Source organism: Microcoleus sp. B4-C2 (assembly GCF_036705265.1).
Classification (GTDB): domain Bacteria; phylum Cyanobacteriota; class Cyanobacteriia; order Cyanobacteriales; family Microcoleaceae; genus Microcoleus.
Window position 1 is genome coordinate 1 of record NZ_JAUBUB010000015.1, and the last position, 15,249, is coordinate 15,249.

12 protein-coding genes are annotated in these 15,249 nt (G+C 44.5%); 6 read left to right on the top strand and 6 right to left on the bottom strand.

What is annotated here, in order from left to right:
• Positions 1-113: 113 nt before the first annotated feature.
• Positions 114-254 (bottom strand): hypothetical protein, encoded by a 141-nt coding sequence (locus QUB20_RS07465; RefSeq protein WP_333291277.1) that lies wholly within the window; start codon positions 252-254, stop codon positions 114-116.
• A 26-nt stretch (positions 255-280) separates the two neighbouring features.
• Positions 281-3,202 carry an AAA family ATPase gene (locus QUB20_RS07470; RefSeq protein WP_333245152.1) on the bottom strand — a complete coding sequence of 974 codons (2,922 nt, stop codon included), beginning with the start codon at positions 3,200-3,202 and terminating at the stop codon, positions 281-283.
• Positions 3,203-3,477: 275 nt separating this feature from the next.
• On the opposite strand from QUB20_RS07470, the gene QUB20_RS07475 reads away from it, so the two are divergent.
• From QUB20_RS07475 to QUB20_RS07485, 3 genes are all read left to right on the top strand, one after another.
• Entirely contained in the window at positions 3,478-4,893 is a 1,416-nt protein-coding gene (locus QUB20_RS07475; protein WP_333245155.1) for an MBOAT family O-acyltransferase, read from the top strand.
• A 5-nt stretch (positions 4,894-4,898) separates the two neighbouring features.
• Positions 4,899-5,900, top strand: a complete 1,002-nt coding sequence (locus QUB20_RS07480; RefSeq protein WP_333245158.1) for a DUF459 domain-containing protein — start codon at positions 4,899-4,901, stop codon at positions 5,898-5,900.
• A gap of 281 nt (positions 5,901-6,181) precedes the next feature.
• A complete protein-coding gene (locus tag QUB20_RS07485) occupies positions 6,182-7,957 on the top strand; it encodes a hypothetical protein (protein WP_333245161.1) in 1,776 nt (591 codons plus the stop codon).
• 111 nt (positions 7,958-8,068) lie between these two features.
• On the opposite strand, the gene gloA is transcribed toward QUB20_RS07485, so the two are convergent.
• From gloA to QUB20_RS07505, 4 genes are all read right to left on the bottom strand, one after another.
• Positions 8,069-8,497, bottom strand: a complete 429-nt coding sequence (gene gloA / locus QUB20_RS07490; RefSeq protein ID WP_333245164.1) for a lactoylglutathione lyase — start codon at positions 8,495-8,497, stop codon at positions 8,069-8,071.
• Between the two features lie 110 nt (positions 8,498-8,607).
• The gene (locus tag QUB20_RS07495; RefSeq protein ID WP_333245167.1) at positions 8,608-9,120 is read right to left on the bottom strand and encodes a cupredoxin domain-containing protein; all 513 of its coding nucleotides are present in this window, start codon (positions 9,118-9,120) and stop codon (positions 8,608-8,610) included.
• 19 nt (positions 9,121-9,139) lie between these two features.
• Positions 9,140-11,395 carry a heavy metal translocating P-type ATPase gene (locus QUB20_RS07500; RefSeq protein ID WP_333245170.1) on the bottom strand — a complete coding sequence of 752 codons (2,256 nt, stop codon included), beginning with the start codon at positions 11,393-11,395 and terminating at the stop codon, positions 9,140-9,142.
• A gap of 36 nt (positions 11,396-11,431) precedes the next feature.
• Positions 11,432-11,626, bottom strand: coding sequence for a heavy-metal-associated domain-containing protein (locus tag QUB20_RS07505; RefSeq protein ID WP_333052874.1), 195 nt, complete (start codon positions 11,624-11,626; stop codon positions 11,432-11,434).
• 286 nt (positions 11,627-11,912) lie between these two features.
• Between QUB20_RS07505 and QUB20_RS07510 the strand changes: the two genes are divergently transcribed.
• The 3 genes from QUB20_RS07510 to QUB20_RS07520 all read left to right on the top strand — a co-directional run bounded on the left by QUB20_RS07510 (position 11,913) and on the right by QUB20_RS07520 (position 15,227).
• Positions 11,913-12,644 (top strand): DUF305 domain-containing protein, encoded by a 732-nt coding sequence (locus QUB20_RS07510; protein ID WP_333245174.1) that lies wholly within the window; start codon positions 11,913-11,915, stop codon positions 12,642-12,644.
• Positions 12,645-12,991: 347 nt separating this feature from the next.
• Positions 12,992-13,189, top strand: a complete 198-nt coding sequence (locus QUB20_RS07515) for a hypothetical protein (RefSeq protein WP_333245177.1) — start codon at positions 12,992-12,994, stop codon at positions 13,187-13,189.
• A gap of 202 nt (positions 13,190-13,391) precedes the next feature.
• On the top strand, positions 13,392-15,227 hold the full coding sequence (locus QUB20_RS07520) for an efflux RND transporter periplasmic adaptor subunit (protein ID WP_333291279.1): 1,836 nt from the start codon (positions 13,392-13,394) through the stop codon (positions 15,225-15,227).
• Positions 15,228-15,249: the final 22 nt, after the last annotated feature.

Here is a 15,249-nt window from a genome sequence, read left to right on the forward strand (position 1 = left end):
AGACTTATTATTTGTGGAACAGGCATCTTGCCTGTTCCTAATTTTCAATAACAGGCAGGATGCCTGTTCCACAAGAAGACTTATTATTTGTGGAACAGGCATCTTGCCTGTTGCTAATTTTCAATAACAGGCAGGATGCCTGTTCCACAAGAAGACTTATTATTTGTGGAACAGGCATCTTGCCTGTTCCTAATTTTCAATAACAGGCAGGATGCCTGTTCCACAAGAAAATGGATTATTTGTGGAACAGGCATCTTGCCTGTTCCTAACTATTCGGCAACTACAAACTGTTACCTGCTAGCGCCGGACGAGACTCTTTTTTGCGAAATTGCAAAGAGTTATTTTCACAGTCGATCGCAATTGTATCACCCTCCACAAACGCATTTTCCAGAATCTTGTTAGCCAGCGGGTTTTCCAACTCCCGCTGGATAGCGCGTTTCAAGGGACGAGCGCCGTAAACCGGGTCGTAACCGACATCTGTGATATGGTTTTTCGCCGCATCCGACAGTTCCAAAGTGATTTTTTGCTCGGCCAACAAACGCTCGATCCGCTTCACTTGGATACTGACAATTTGCCGCAGTTCGACCTTGCTCAAAGTGTGGAACAAAATTATCTCGTCCACCCGATTGAGAAATTCGGGCCGGAAGTGCGATCGCAGCGCTGCCATCACCCGTTTTAACATCTGTTCGTACTCTTGGTCTGTCTCCCGTTCTTGAGTCAATAAATTTTCATTTTCACTCTTCTCTGCAGTATCGACTCGCTCTGCCGACACCTCAACAGTACCATCGGCCGCCACTTTATAATCTGTCTTTTGACTTGACAAATCTTTCGTTTCCTGCTTCCGATTAGCAGGTTTTTTGACGGTTTTTTCCTTCTTAGTAAACACGTCTAAAATGTGGTCGCTGCCGATATTGCTAGTCATCACAATTACGGTATTTCTAAAGTCAACCACTCGACCTTGAGAATCGGTAATTCTGCCGTCATCCAACACTTGCAGCAAAATGTTAAATACGTCGGGGTGTGCTTTTTCCACTTCGTCAAACAGCACCACCGAATAAGGATGTCTCCGCACTGCTTCGGAAAGTTGTCCCCCTTCATCGTAACCGACATATCCGGGAGGAGCTCCTACCAACCGAGAAACGCTGTGCTTCTCCATGTATTCCGACATATCGATGCGGACGATCGCATCATCGCTGTCAAACAAAAACTCCGCCAACGCCCGCGCTAACTCAGTTTTTCCGACGCCTGTAGGCCCCATAAACAAGAAAGAGCCGATCGGCCTCCCCGGATCTTTCATCCCCGCCCTAGCGCGCCGAATTGCCGCCGCCACGGCTGTTACAGCTTCCTCTTGACCGATGACTTTTTGGTGCAAGTGTTTTTCCAATTGCAGCAATTTTTGGCGTTCGGATTCTAACAACCGGTTAACCGGAATGCCCGTCCATTTAGCGACAATTTCCGCAATATCGCCCTCAGTAACTTTTTCCCGCAGCAGGGAAGAACCTTGAGCTTGCTGTTTCAAAAGTTCCGCTTCTTTCGCTTCGCGATCGCGCACCGCAGTTTCCAACTTGCCATACTTTAACTGTGCGGCCTTATTCAAATCGTAAGCCCTTTCTGCTTGTTCGATTTGGACTCGCAGTTGGTCTTCTTCTGCTTTCAATTTATTGATTGCATCCAACAACTGCTTTTCGCCCAACCACTGAGAGGACAATTTTTCCTGCTTAACTTTTAAGATGTCAATCTCAGATGTGATGCGTTCGACGCGGAAGCCGAGCCCAGGGGCTAGAGTACCTTTTCCTTCCCCTTCGATCGACAATTTTTCCATTTCCAACTGCATCACCCGGCGGTCAATGCCTTCCAATTCCACAGGTTTAGAAGTAATCTCCATTTTCAAGTGGGCGGCTGCTTCATCTACCAGGTCGATCGCCTTGTCCGGCAAAAAGCGATCGGAAATATAGCGAAAAGACAGAGTTGCAGCAGCTACCAGGGCCGAATCAGTAATTTTTACCCCGTGGTGGCGTTCGTAACGGTCTTTCAATCCGCGCAAAATCGAAACAGTATCTTCTACGCTGGGTTCGCCGACAAATACTTGTTGAAAGCGGCGTTCTAGGGCTGGATCTTTTTCAATATTCTTGCGGAATTCGTCAAGAGTTGTGGCGCCGATGCAGCGCAATTCGCCTCTCGCCAACATTGGTTTTAACAAATTTCCCGCATCCATTCCCGAACCGGAACTGCCGCCGCCACCAGTCCCGACAACCGTGTGCAATTCGTCAATAAATAGGACAATTTGCCCGTCGGAATCGATGACTTCCCGCAGGACAGACCGCAATCGTTCTTCAAATTCGCCCCGGAATTTTGCCCCAGCAATTAAACTGCCCATGTCGAGGCTAAATAGCTGGCGATTTTTCAAAGATTCCGGTACGTCACCGTTGACAATTCGCTGGGCTAAACCTTCGGCGATCGCAGTTTTTCCGACTCCGGGATCGCCAATTAACACCGGATTGTTTTTTTGGCGACGGGAAAGAACTTGTACCACGCGGCGGATTTCCTCGTCGCGGCCGATTACTGGGTCGAGTTTGCCGGCTTTGGCGGCTTCTGTCAAATCGCGGCCGTACTTGCTGAGGGCGTCGGAGTTAGCTTCGCCATCTTGATCTTGGGCTTTAGCGTTGCTGCGGCTGCCTTTCCCCGTTTCGGAATTTTTTTCTTGGGTTTTAGCAGTGGCGCGGAAAGATTTGATGGCTTCTTCGAGTTTTGGTCGATCGAGTGTACCGGCTGGGGGTTTGCGATCGTAACCGGGGCGACCAGGCGGGCCGTCGCCTTTTGTCAGCAACCTGCGACCGACTCGTTCGTCTTCTACTAAACCAATTAATAAATGTTCAACGGCGATAAAATTATCTTGCCAAGTCGCCCTGGTGGCCTCGGCAACATCTAACATCACTTCTAAGCCGCGACCGAGGTATAGTTGGTCAGCGTTGGCAACTCTGGGCTGTCGTTTGGCAAAAGCATCTAACTGCTGGGCCAAGCGAGGGGCATCGACTCCAGCTTTGCTGAGAATGCTGTTGGCCTGACCTTGCTGTTCGAGAAGGGCGATGGCTAAATGTTCAACCTCTAGCTGCTGATTGGCAAAGCGGCGGGCTACATCCTGGGATTTGACAATGGCTTCCCAGGCTTGATCTGTAAATTTGCTAGGGTCTGTTGGCTGCACGTTGGTTCCTCGCAATCAAGGGGATTCCTGTTGTTATTCGTTAATACATCGTCTCACAACCATCATAATCTTTAAACAGGATTATGAATTTATGAGTGCGGTTAACTACGGCGCAAGTTATGACCTAATTGACGTGTTGCAAAAGCTTACAGTCCGCAATCCACCCCGAAATTTGGTGCGTTCAGACCGACTCTGGCGATTCCCTTCGGGATAGGTTCGCTGACCGTACTTATAAAAATATTGCCACAAACAAGATTTTTTATCGGCTGAGATTTATGCTATTTCCCACTTACCAATTTTTAGTATTTTTCCTAATTATTTTTAGCGCGATCGTCTCTGTGAAACCCCAAGTCGATTTGTATAAAATTGTCTTGTTAGTTTCGAGTTTATTATTTTATTCCTTTTGGAGTTTCGACTTTCTCTTAATCCTCGTTTTATGTACAGCCTACAATTATATCATTATCCGGGTTATCTGCAACGGTAAATATAAAAAACTTGCTTTAATCTCCGGTCTAATTTTCAACATTGGCAATCTCGGCATCTTTAAATATTCCAACTTCTTTGTAACTTCTTTATTTGAGGTACTGAACCAGCTACAAATTCCAGCCAACTTTCAAGTTTTGCAAATAATCGCCCCCGTCGGTGTGTCGTTCTACACTTTTAGAATGATTTCCCATTTAATCGACTGCTACCAGCAAAAAATCCCCTGTCCGAAATTTGTAGATTACGCCACCTACATTACCTACTTTCCCCAAATTGCCTCCGGGCCAATCTCGCGAGCTCGCGAATTTTACTGGCAGCTAAATTCACCGGAAAAATACGACTATAAAATTGAAGAAGTTATAGTTTTGATTTTGTCGGGACTCTTCAAAAAATATACTTTATCGAGCTTTTTGTTTAACTTCACTGACTTGCCATTCAAAGTCCCCCAGCAGTACAGCAGCATCGATTTAATCCTCGCGGCAATTTCCTATTCCTGTCTAATTTACGTAGATTTCAGCGGCTACTCGGATTTAGCTAACGGCATCTCCTGTTTGCTGGGTTTTAAACCCATTGCCAACTTTAATATGCCATACCGATCGCTCAGCCTGCAAGAATTTTGGAAAAGGTGGCACATCAGTCTTTCCGAGTGGCTGAGGGATTACGTTTACTTTCCCTTTGGCGGCAACAAATACGGCAAGTTGAGGAAGTACGTAAATTTACTGATGACAATGGCGATCGGTGGATTGTGGCACGGGGCAGGTTTAAACTTTGTTTTCTGGGGAGCCATTCACGGTTTAGGATTAATTATCAACCATTTATGTAAAGATATCCCCCAAGCTATCCACTTTAAATTAGACTATGCCTTTCCCAGAGTTGCTAAATTTTGCAGTTGGTTGTTAACATTTACTTTTGTTACTTGTAGCTGGGTATTTTTCGGCACTCCCAACTGGGAAACGGCGGTGAGCTTTTTTGAAGGAATTGTCCATCCTGCAGTCACAACTTTTCAATTTAACTTTTGGCAATTGTATTTAGTAATTGGAGTCATTGGCGCGATCAACTTGTGGGGCGATCGCATCTCCCAACTCTTGCAAACAGTATTGTCATTAAAAAACATTTTCTTTCGGGTTGTCTTAGTTTCGCTGCTCGTGTATACTATCTTGATGTTGGGCCCAAGTACCGTCGCGCCTTTTATTTACTTTAATTTCTAAGAAATATGAAAGACCGGGAATTTTTGCTGATTGTTACTTCTGTAATTCTCACTTTAATATTTTCAAACTTATCATTATTTCTAAAAAGCTTTGCTTCAACTCCTTTCGCCAGTCCAGAAATCAAACAAGCAGCGCGCCTGATCGAAATAGACGGTTTCCGAAAATCCGAACAAGATTTTTGGAGCAAAATTAAAGATATTAACTTCGATAGCCTCCCCGAAGAACCAGAAATTCCTCCTGTCCAAACCGAAACAAAAACCGAAATAAAAGCGGCAGTTGAACCCCCAAAGCCTGCTACTGCTAAAAAACCAACCCCAGCTAAAAAACCAACGCCAGCTAAACCTAAACTGACCAGACCATATCGCAGATTTTTATTTATTGGAGATTCCGTGATGTTCGACTTAGGAATTAAACTCCAGTACACTCTTAAGAAAAAATACAATATCGCCGATACTAAAATTGACTACAAGGTCTCGACAGGATTAAATCGGATAGATTATTATGACTGGTATGCCAGAACTAGACAAATTCTTAATAATTACCAGCCGGATGTAGTGATAGTTTTGTTTGGAGCCAATGACCGTCAAAATATTATAGATTCTCAAGGAAAAGCCCGGGCTGTTATGAGCAAAGAATGGCAAAAAACTTATCAAGAAAGAGTTGAAAAATATGCCAATTTACTGGATTCGTCATCCGTGAGAAAAGTGTATTGGGTCGGTCAATCGATGCCCAACAAATCTTCCTATCTCAAAGCTTTTCCCATCATGAACAATATTTATAAAACTGCTAGTAAATCTTCATCAAAAATCGAATTTATTTCTACTTGGGAGACATTTGGACAAGGCGGAAAATTTGTTCCAGTAGTTGCTAATAAATCGGGTAAGCGAGGCTATGTAAAAAATAATGACGGCTTGCACTTTACCTCCCACGGAGCTCAAATTATCAGCGACTTAATCGTTGACAAAATGGTGAGCGACAAAATCTTAAAAGCTCCGACCAAGAAATGACGAGAGTAGGTTGGTTTTTGTGACTCAACTCAACCAAATTTTTTGACATTTCACCGATTAATGCAAGATAATATATTTAGTTTGGGACGCACATTGGTCTCGATCAACTAGGTTTATAGGGAAAATCTAGGATTGAGTTATAATAAATTTACTCATGAAACCGGGTTTATAACTCCCTATGCGTCCAGGACTAATATTGACAAAAAGCCACAGTAAATGTAATGCTGAATTCAGCATCCAACAACGGCCTCCATATCTAGCAATTGTCATGGCGACAAATTATGACGAGCAATATGTGGAAACTCGATCGCACTAACATCCCTGAGTCAATGGGGTGCAGTGGCACAGCGCTAATCTTCACTCTCACTAAATATACTCAACCTTGGCAAAGAATAAACCTAGTTGAAAAAATCCTGCAACAGTGCGGCATCGAGCCTTTTGCTGAAGTTTTGGGCGTACCCAACAGCGGAATATTCAGAGAAAATATACCGGAATCCGTCAGAAAACCGCATCCGAATTTGCTGTTTCGCGCTTTGGCAATTCAAGCATTGGGGAAGGTGCGAGAGGGGCTGATATCAAGTGAGAGAACGGCTAGAGCAAGTAATTTTAGCAAAAATCTGCTGGCGGCGTTAGAACAGGAAGCACGAGGGGGCTCGACTCCTTTAATTCGGTGGTCTGCGGCTGTTAGTATTAAGTCAATGTGGTTGGATGAAGTAGGGCAACAACAAGGCAAGGAAGGTGCTGTCAATTCCACAATCAATGCAGGGGAAATTGAGCGGCTGGTTGTAGAAGAGCAAATTCAACTATTAGCAAGCAACAAATTTGCTTTGGACGACAGCCGCAGACATGACAGCGGTAAGGAATATGAGAATTGTCTCGATTTTTGGGTGTACGGCCCTAGCTGGCTGCTGCCGAGCCTGCCAATGGATTGCGAGGAATATCTGTTTTGGATCGATCGAGTATTTGCTGCGATCGCACTTAGGGATTCCTACAAATTTAATGCCGAAAACGATGCAGCAGTAACAAACTTTTTGGAAGTTGCGGAAAATAATTTTAATGACTTAGAATTCTCCAAAATACTTGCCAAAATTTTTGATTTCCTGCACCACCCGGAAGCGAAAGTCAAAAATCTAGCTGCCATTATTTTAGCACCCTACAAAGACAAGCTGGAGCAAAAATCGGCGCAGATTCTGACAGCGATCCTATATAAATTTCAGGTAAAATATAAGCCTTTACAATCCCTGACTCTTCCCGAAATTGAGGAGTACAAAGCGTCACTGTATTTCGGTAAAATGGAAATTGACGACTTGTATTGTGAGGCTTTGGCGCTGTGCGGCGATCGGGATGTCGAACTCGCAAGTTTGTTGTCAGCTAAACAAAAGGAATACCAACATACTTTAGAGGAGTATATCAACAATCTCAGCAAGTTAGTTAAGTCGATCGTAGATTGCCAGAGCTTGTTAGATGCAAATAGGGAACTTTTGTATTTGACTATAGAGCGGCTGCAAAAATGGGATTACACCCTAGGTCATAAACTGTCTGTGCACCGCAATAAACTTCAAAATCTCAGTTTTGACAAAAGCACATCCGAGCAGTGCATAAACCTCGACAACGAGCTAAATTCTCTCAGAGATTCTTTGCAATATACTTTGTATGAAGTCACATCCAAAATTAACAGCCTAATTAGAGATTTAGAACTTTCTGTGTCTAAAAATCACAAGACTGCAACAGATATCTTTAAATGGACATGGGTATTGTTCGGGGTGTGGTTTTCAGTAGGGCTGCTCTTGTATTTATCGGATTCAGTGATTAACTCGCTGTTTACCGTCAGCTACACAAGCGAATTTCTAGTTTGTTGGAATATTTTATTTAGTGTAATGCTGGTATTTTTGTTAGTATTAGCTATATTTTTTTCGGCGATCGCTGCTTTAGACAAGCGCCGAGAATCTAAATTAATTCCTAAATTTGATAGCTTAAGCCAAATAGGGAGCAGTTTTTCTGTCTTGTGGCAAAAAATATATTTGCAGCAGTTTGTACCGTCGGTGCGATCGCATTAAAAGTGTTAAAAACCCCCTAAATCCCCTCAGTAGGGTGCGTCAGAGAAAGAGTTTCAACTTAACTCAAAAAAATTGTTTCTGACGCACCCTACCAGGACTAGAGGACGAACTCTAAGATGCGGTTGTTGCTGCTACTTTCTGAGTGTTGCTACCTTGATTTTCCAGTTGAATTAATTCAACTTTATATCCATCTGGGTCTTGCACAAAAGCGATGACTGTTGAACCGTGCTTCATCGGGCCGGGTTCGCGACTAACTTTACCACCACGAGCTTTAATTTCTTGGCAAGTACCGTAAATGTCGTCAACGCCGATCGCAATATGACCGTAAGCATCCCCTAAATTGTACTGTTCGACGCCCCAGTTGTATGTTAATTCCAAAACTGTAGTGTCGGATTCATCGCCGTAGCCCACAAAAGCCAGAGTAAATTTACCGTCTGGATAGTCCTTTTGCCGCAGCAATTTCATGCCCAGAACCTCAGTGTAAAATTTGAGGGACTCTTCCAGGTTGCCGACTCGGAGCATCGTGTGTAGTAGTTGCATTTAGCTCACTCCAAATTTTTTAAGCTTTCATCTATTTTAGCGATTTCTTGCTGAAAAAACTCGCGCCTCAACCGTCGCAATTGCCGCAGGTTGACAACTGTCTATTTGATTTAGCTTTGTACTTCCACCACACCCCGAAACATATTCATGCCGCAAGTAAATAGGTATCGTCCAGGTTTTTGAGGGGTGAATTCAACAGCCGTTACCTGATTTAGAGGCAATTCTCGCACAATGTGAAAATCTGGTAACAACACTTTTTCAAGACAACTGTTGGGGTCGCGCCTCAAGAAATTGAGCCTGACTAATTGACCTGCTTTCACAACTACAGTGGCAGGCTCATAACCCCCGTCTACAGTAATATTCAACTCTTGTATACCCTGAATAGATTCAGCTTGCTGCCCTTTAGATTTACTGAACAAAAACCACCACAATTCTAAACCTATTAATGTCAAACCACCTATTGTGACGCCAACTTTTAAACCTAGTGGCTGTTCAATGCTGCGGAATTGAGTCGTTGAAGTAGAATGCTGGACGGGAATTTCGGAAGCTTGAACTCCCGATGCAATTCCCATCACAAGTCCTAAACTCGCGAGACTTCCCCAAATTTTACGATGGTGTAACATTTTTCTCATTCCTCCAAATTTATGCACTAGATTTGGCTTGAAAATTCCGCAAGCGCAAAGCATTAGTAACTACAGAGACTGAACTGAAAGCCATTGCTGCACCGGCGATAATTGGATTTAGCAGCCAGCCAAAAATGGGGTACAAAATGCCAGCAGCGATCGGTATTCCAGCGATGTTGTAAATAAACGCAAAAAACAGATTTTCGCGGATGTTCCGCATGGTGGCGCGGGAAAGTTTAATTGCTGTAACTATGCCTTGCAAATCGCCTGAAATTAAGGTAATGTCGCTGGCGGCGATCGCCACATCGGTGCCGGTGCCGATCGCAATTCCCACGTCTGCTAAGGCCAAAGCCGGTGCATCGTTAATCCCGTCTCCCACCATCGCGACAATTTTTCCTCCCCGTTGCAGGGCTTGGATTTGAGCTGCTTTTTGGTCGGGTCTAACTTCGGCAAAAACGCGAGTAATGCCCACGGATTGGGCGATCGACTCCGCAGTCGCGCGATTATCCCCCGTCAGCATCGCCACCTCCAAACCGAGTTTTTGAAGTGCTTTCACCGCCTGTGCGGACGACGGTTTGAGAGCATCCGCAATGCCCAGAATTGCCTCTATTTTGCCTTCTACAGCCATCCAAACAACCGTTTTGCTCGCAGCTTCCAAAGCTCTCGCGCGCAGTTCCAGATATTCAGTATCGCAGCCTAGTTCCTGCATCCACCTCACCGTTCCCAGGGCGATCGACTTTCCGCCTACAACCCCGCGCACGCCACTCCCCGCGATCGCCTCAAAATCCTTAACATCCGTCAAATTAACCTCTTGAGATTGAGCGTATCTAACAACAGCTTCGCCCAAAGGATGCTCCGAATTTCGCTCTACAGACGCCGCCAATTGCAGCAACTTTAACTCATTGCTATTCTCCGTTCCTTTAATTGTCACAAAATCAGTAACAGTTGGCTTGCCTTCTGTGAGAGTTCCAGTTTTATCTAATACGATAATTTGGATTTTATGAGCCAATTCTAAACTCTCGGCTCCTTTAATTAAAATCCCATTTTCTGCACCTTTCCCAGTGCCCACCATCACAGCAGTCGGAGTCGCCAAACCCAAAGCGCAGGGACAGGCAATAATCAGCACTTCCACCATTGTTACTGTGGCGAGAGTGAAGTTTCCCGTCGCGTTAAACCAGATAATAAAAGTAGCTAAAGCGACGGCAATTACTACAGGAACAAACCAACCAGTCACTTGGTCTGCTAACTTTTGGATCGGTGCTTTTGACCCCTGTGCGTCCTGCACCATCTTGACAATTTGAGCTAAAAATGTATCTTTGCCAACTCTTGTCGCCCGAAACTTGAAACTGCCAGTTTTATTAATTGTGGCTCCGATAACTTCGTCGCCAAGCTGCTTTTTGACAGCCAAACTTTCTCCCGTAACCATTGCTTCGTCTACCGTCGAAGCCCCCTCAATTACCTCTCCATCTACGGGGATTTGCTCTCCCGGCCGCACCTGCACGATGTCGCCAATTTCCACTTGGGCGATCGGCACTTCCAACTCTTCCCCGTTGCGAATTATTCGAGCAGTTTTTGCTTGCAAACCCATGAGTTTGCGAATGGCTTCGGAAGTCTCTCCCTTCGCCCGATTTTCTATGGTTTTCCCCAACAAAATTAAGGCAATAACGCTGGCGGCAACTTCGTAGTAAACGCCAGAATTTAAACCTTGGGCTGTGAATAAACCTGGGAAAAATGTCACAAATACAGAATAAAAGTAAGCAGCACTTGTACCCAAGGCAATCAGAGTATCCATTGTCGCCACCCGCCGTTTTAGGGATTTCCAAGCTGCCACATAAAACGACTTGCCGCACCAAAATTGTACGGGGGATGTCAGGACTAATTGCAGCCAATAATTGTGCAGCCACGCGGGAATAAATGGCAGGTGCAAGCCGGTCATCGCTGGAATAGCGCCCACAACTAGCAGGATGCTGATGATACCTGCTGTCCAGAGTTTCCGCTGCAAGGTTTGAGATTCAGATTTGCGATCGGCTTGTTCGGAATCATCCTCTGGCGCCGCCATTTCTTGAAGCGGCAAAGCTTCGTATCCCGCATCATCAACAGCAGATTGAATTGTTTCTAAGTCGGTTTGCTTGGAGTCGTATTGGATGGTTGCTTGTTCCATCCCAAAATTGACATGACACTCAATTACGCCGGGAACAGATTGGATTGCTTGTTCGATAGATGAAGCACAAGAAGCACAACTCATGCCCCGCAATTTAAGTGTGAGATTGTCCATAGATGCCCTCCTCAATGAGACATTTACCCTTTGTCTTTAAATAGTTGGATAGCCAGCAGATGCGATCGCTTTCCTAACTTCACTTTCTGACTTAGCGGTGTGAATCGTGACCAATTTTGTCTTGAGATCAGCCTCAACCGTTGAGGCTGAGTCAATGGCTTGGACTGCTTTTGTGATTGTAGTCGCACAAGCAGAACAAGCCATCTTAGGCACTTTTAGCTGTAAAGTCATAATTTGAACCTCAGCAGAAACTACTCTGCTCAATCAATGAATTAACTCCATTATAAAGTCTCCAGTACGCAGGAGAGTCAAGGGGAATTCGGAACTAAATCTTAAGTTTTACTGCTAGAACTTACGCACAGACTCACTTTACTTGTAGGGTGCGCAGTGCGCACCTTACGTGTTTAAATAATGGCACAGCAATAATTCTTTACACGTCCGACTCAAAAATTTCATCCTAATTTCATTTATATGTGAAAAACTGAAAATAAATGGCCATTTTAAGGATATAAGCTCTATGAAACCAATTTCATTAAAAACAGGCTTTGCAGCGCTGATGTTGACCGCCACAGCCGCTTTTACCAGTGGAGTGCTTGCAGCTTGTTCAAATGCCCCTTCCAGTGAAACTCCCGCCCCAAATGTTACGGCTGCAACCGAAGCAAACAACAAGCAAGACGTGGTACAAGGCGGTGGCATGGGTGGCATGAATCATGGCATGAATCATGGCATGAATCACGATATGTCAATGGATTTAGGCCCTGCTGATGCCGACTACGATTTGCGATTTATTGATGGCATGACAGTACACCATCAAGGTGCTGTAAACATGGCTCAAGATGTGCTTAAACAATCCAAACGCCCGGAAATGAAAAAACTTGCCACTGATATAATTGCTGCTCAAAACCGCGAAATCAATCAAATGAAAGAGTGGCGAAAAACTTGGTATCCCAAAGCCAGCAGTACGCCGATGGCTTATCACGCTCCCATGGGTCACATGATGGCAATGACTCCCGAACAAATGCAAAGCATGATGATGAGCATGGATTTAGGGGCCGCTGACGAGCAATTTGACTTGCGATTTATCAATGCGATGATTCCTCACCACGAAGGAGCTTTAGTGATGGCTGAAGATGCTTTGAAGAAGTCAAAACGCCCGGAAATGAAGAAATTAGCTCAAGAAATTCTGACTTCGCAAAAGCAAGAAATTGAGCAAATGAAACAGTGGCGCCAAGGTTGGTATAAACAGTAATTTAGCTACCGTAAACAAAACATGACACAAATCCACAACATGAGTGACATGAATCACGTTAGGTCAAATGTTCAGGAAATACTTGCTTCACAAAAGGAAGAAATTGAGCAAATGAAAAAGTGGCGACAACCTTGGTAGACAAAGTAATGTAGCTCGACTGTGGCTGTCAGCATTTGTCTGACTCCACCTCAGTTTCCTGAGATTACCTACACATACTGTAGATAATTGAGCCTCTCTACCTCTAAAGTAGTAGAAGTTACGTAAGAATACTGTAGACAATTGCTCTGCCCTACCTCTAAAGTAGTAGATAGGTCAGCAAAAAGCTATATAGATAGAGAGGGTAGTTTATGATATTGAATAGCTTGGAATTAAACACCACTTATAAATCAAATGCAGCCGTAGATGAGCTAGTGAGCGCATTGACCAACGAAATTGAAGCGCGAGCAGAGATAAAAAAACCGGAAAAAAATCTACAGCAAAATCGCTTGTCATTAGGCGAAACTTATCTTCGTATTTTAGAAGCTGGTGGGCATCTGGGCTGCTGATGCGAAATTTCATCCTAATTTCATTTGACCGTGAAATACTAGGTTGAGTAGAGCATTTCTAGCTCTTGGTCATTGCTTAGCGGTCGCTTCTTGGAAAATGCTAATAAGTAACTTTACTTAATGGGTATCACTTACTTACCTTGGCAAAATACCAACTGCTAAACCTGTGGCACTCAACCTGATTTCAAGGACAATGCCAACGATGATATTCCACAAATATGCTCAATGTCCGGCAATTATTAGCAGCTTTTCTGGAACGTTGTTCAGCCTAATTTTGCTAAGTTCTCCGGCTGTCGTTTTGGCCCACGCGGGACACGGAGATGAATTTCACCAAAGCGGCGAAACGACTCAAATTCCAGCCACTATTTCTGTTGATGCGGAAACATGGAAGCGGATCGGAATTAAAGTTGAGTCAGTGAAAGCTCAGCGATTGGCTGTGGGCATTAAAACTACCGGACAAATTGAGACTTTACCCAACCAAAAAGTTGAAGTTCGGGCTCCCGTCAGCGGCACAGCGGTTGAGTTGCTAGTCAAACCGGGTGACAAAGTATCAAAAGGTCAACCTGTTGCTGTTTTATCGAGTGCGGAATTAGGGCAATTGCGTGTGGAATCGATCGCGAAACGAGCCGAAGCTGAAGGGGATTTGCAGCAGGCGCAGGCTGACTTTAAGTTAGCTCAAGAAAATTACGATCGCCAAAGTCAAATATCCGCAGCAGAAATCGCCCAAGCCCAAACCCAATTAACAGCGGTAACTAAGCAGTACCAGCAAGAACAAGAATTAGTAAATAATCGTTCCGTAGTGCAAGCCGCTAAAGAAAACTATCAGCGTCAAGTTGAAATAGCGCAAGCAGAAATAGCGCGGGCAGAAACTGAACTGACAGTGGCTAAAGAACAGTTCGATCGCGACAAAGAATTAGTGGCATCTGGGGCGATCGCGCGGCGCACAATGCTGGAATCGCAAGCCCACTTCGCAGAAGCAAAAGCCGCTGTTGCTAAGGCAAAAAGCCGTCCTGAAGTTATCAAAGCCCAAACCGAAATTAAACAAGCCGAAGTAGACCTGCCGATGCGGGAATTGCGGGAATCTCAAGGCAGAGTAGCAGACGCAAAAGCTCAACTTACCAGAGCTCTGAGCCGTCGGGAAGTCCTAGAAGCCGAGAACCAACTCAAACGCGGCAAAACTGCCGTCGAAGTCGCTCAGTCGCGCATTCGCTTGGCTGATGCAGCCTATCAAGCGCGACTGCAACAATTAGGAACTGTTGCCAACGATCGAGGACTCGTTACCGTAGTTGCTCCGATTTCGGGCACGGTAGCCGATCGCGAAATCACCCCCGGAGAATCAGTAAACTCGGCGGAAAAACCGCTGATGAGTATCTTAAACGACAGCAGCGTTTTTGCCACAGCAAATATTTACGAAAAAGACCTGAATCAAATCCAGTCTGGTCAAAAAGTAATGGTAAAAATTGCTAGTTTCCCTAACCGAACTTTCACCGGAATAATTAACTTAATTGGCTCTGTGGTAGAAGGTGAAAACCGGGCTATTCCTGTCAAAGCGGAAATTGATAATAGTGATGGTGTCCTCAAACCGAATATGTTTGCCGAATTAGAAATATTAACCAGTCGAACTACAACACCAGTTCTGGCAATTCCTACCTCAGCCATTGTAGAAGCTAATGGGAAGCAGTTGGTTTACCTGCAAAATGGCAATGCTTTTCAAGCAGTTGAAGTTACTTTAGGTAATACTTCCGCGGATTTAATAGAGGTTAAAAGTGGTTTATTTGAGGGAGATTTAATAGTTACTCAACGCGCTCCTCAACTTTATGCTCAATCTTTGCGAGGTGATAGTAAACATTCAGAATCTGAGGAAAAAACGGCATTAACTCCCAATGGAATAGAGGCTAGTTTTAATAATTTTCCAATGCCTCTATGGTTGGCGGGAGTAGCAGGAGGAACAATCTTATGTACTGTAGCTTTCTTAGTTGGGGTTGTGGCTGGTCGCCGCAAGAGCGATCGGAAAGTGGTGGGAACTAATAAAGTGTGACCATTAGCCTTAACTTTAATAA

Bases quoted from the DNA above. Each gene is read 5' to 3' on its own strand.
- gloA (WP_333245164.1), bottom strand. From the start codon at position 8,497: ATGCAACTACTACACACGATGCTCCGAGTCGGCAACCTGGAAGAGTCC.
- QUB20_RS07485 (WP_333245161.1), top strand. From the start codon at position 6,182: ATGACGAGCAATATGTGGAAACTCGATCGCACTAACATCCCTGAGTCA.
- QUB20_RS07515 (WP_333245177.1), top strand. From the start codon at position 12,992: ATGATATTGAATAGCTTGGAATTAAACACCACTTATAAATCAAATGCA.
- QUB20_RS07520 (WP_333291279.1), top strand. From the start codon at position 13,392: ATGATATTCCACAAATATGCTCAATGTCCGGCAATTATTAGCAGCTTT.
- QUB20_RS07475 (WP_333245155.1), top strand. From the start codon at position 3,478: ATGCTATTTCCCACTTACCAATTTTTAGTATTTTTCCTAATTATTTTT.
- QUB20_RS07495 (WP_333245167.1), bottom strand. From the start codon at position 9,120: ATGTTACACCATCGTAAAATTTGGGGAAGTCTCGCGAGTTTAGGACTT.
- QUB20_RS07500 (WP_333245170.1), bottom strand. From the start codon at position 11,395: ATGGACAATCTCACACTTAAATTGCGGGGCATGAGTTGTGCTTCTTGT.
- QUB20_RS07465 (WP_333291277.1), bottom strand. From the start codon at position 254: ATGCCTGTTCCACAAATAATCCATTTTCTTGTGGAACAGGCATCCTGC.
- QUB20_RS07510 (WP_333245174.1), top strand. From the start codon at position 11,913: ATGAAACCAATTTCATTAAAAACAGGCTTTGCAGCGCTGATGTTGACC.
- QUB20_RS07505 (WP_333052874.1), bottom strand. From the start codon at position 11,626: ATGACTTTACAGCTAAAAGTGCCTAAGATGGCTTGTTCTGCTTGTGCG.
- QUB20_RS07480 (WP_333245158.1), top strand. From the start codon at position 4,899: ATGAAAGACCGGGAATTTTTGCTGATTGTTACTTCTGTAATTCTCACT.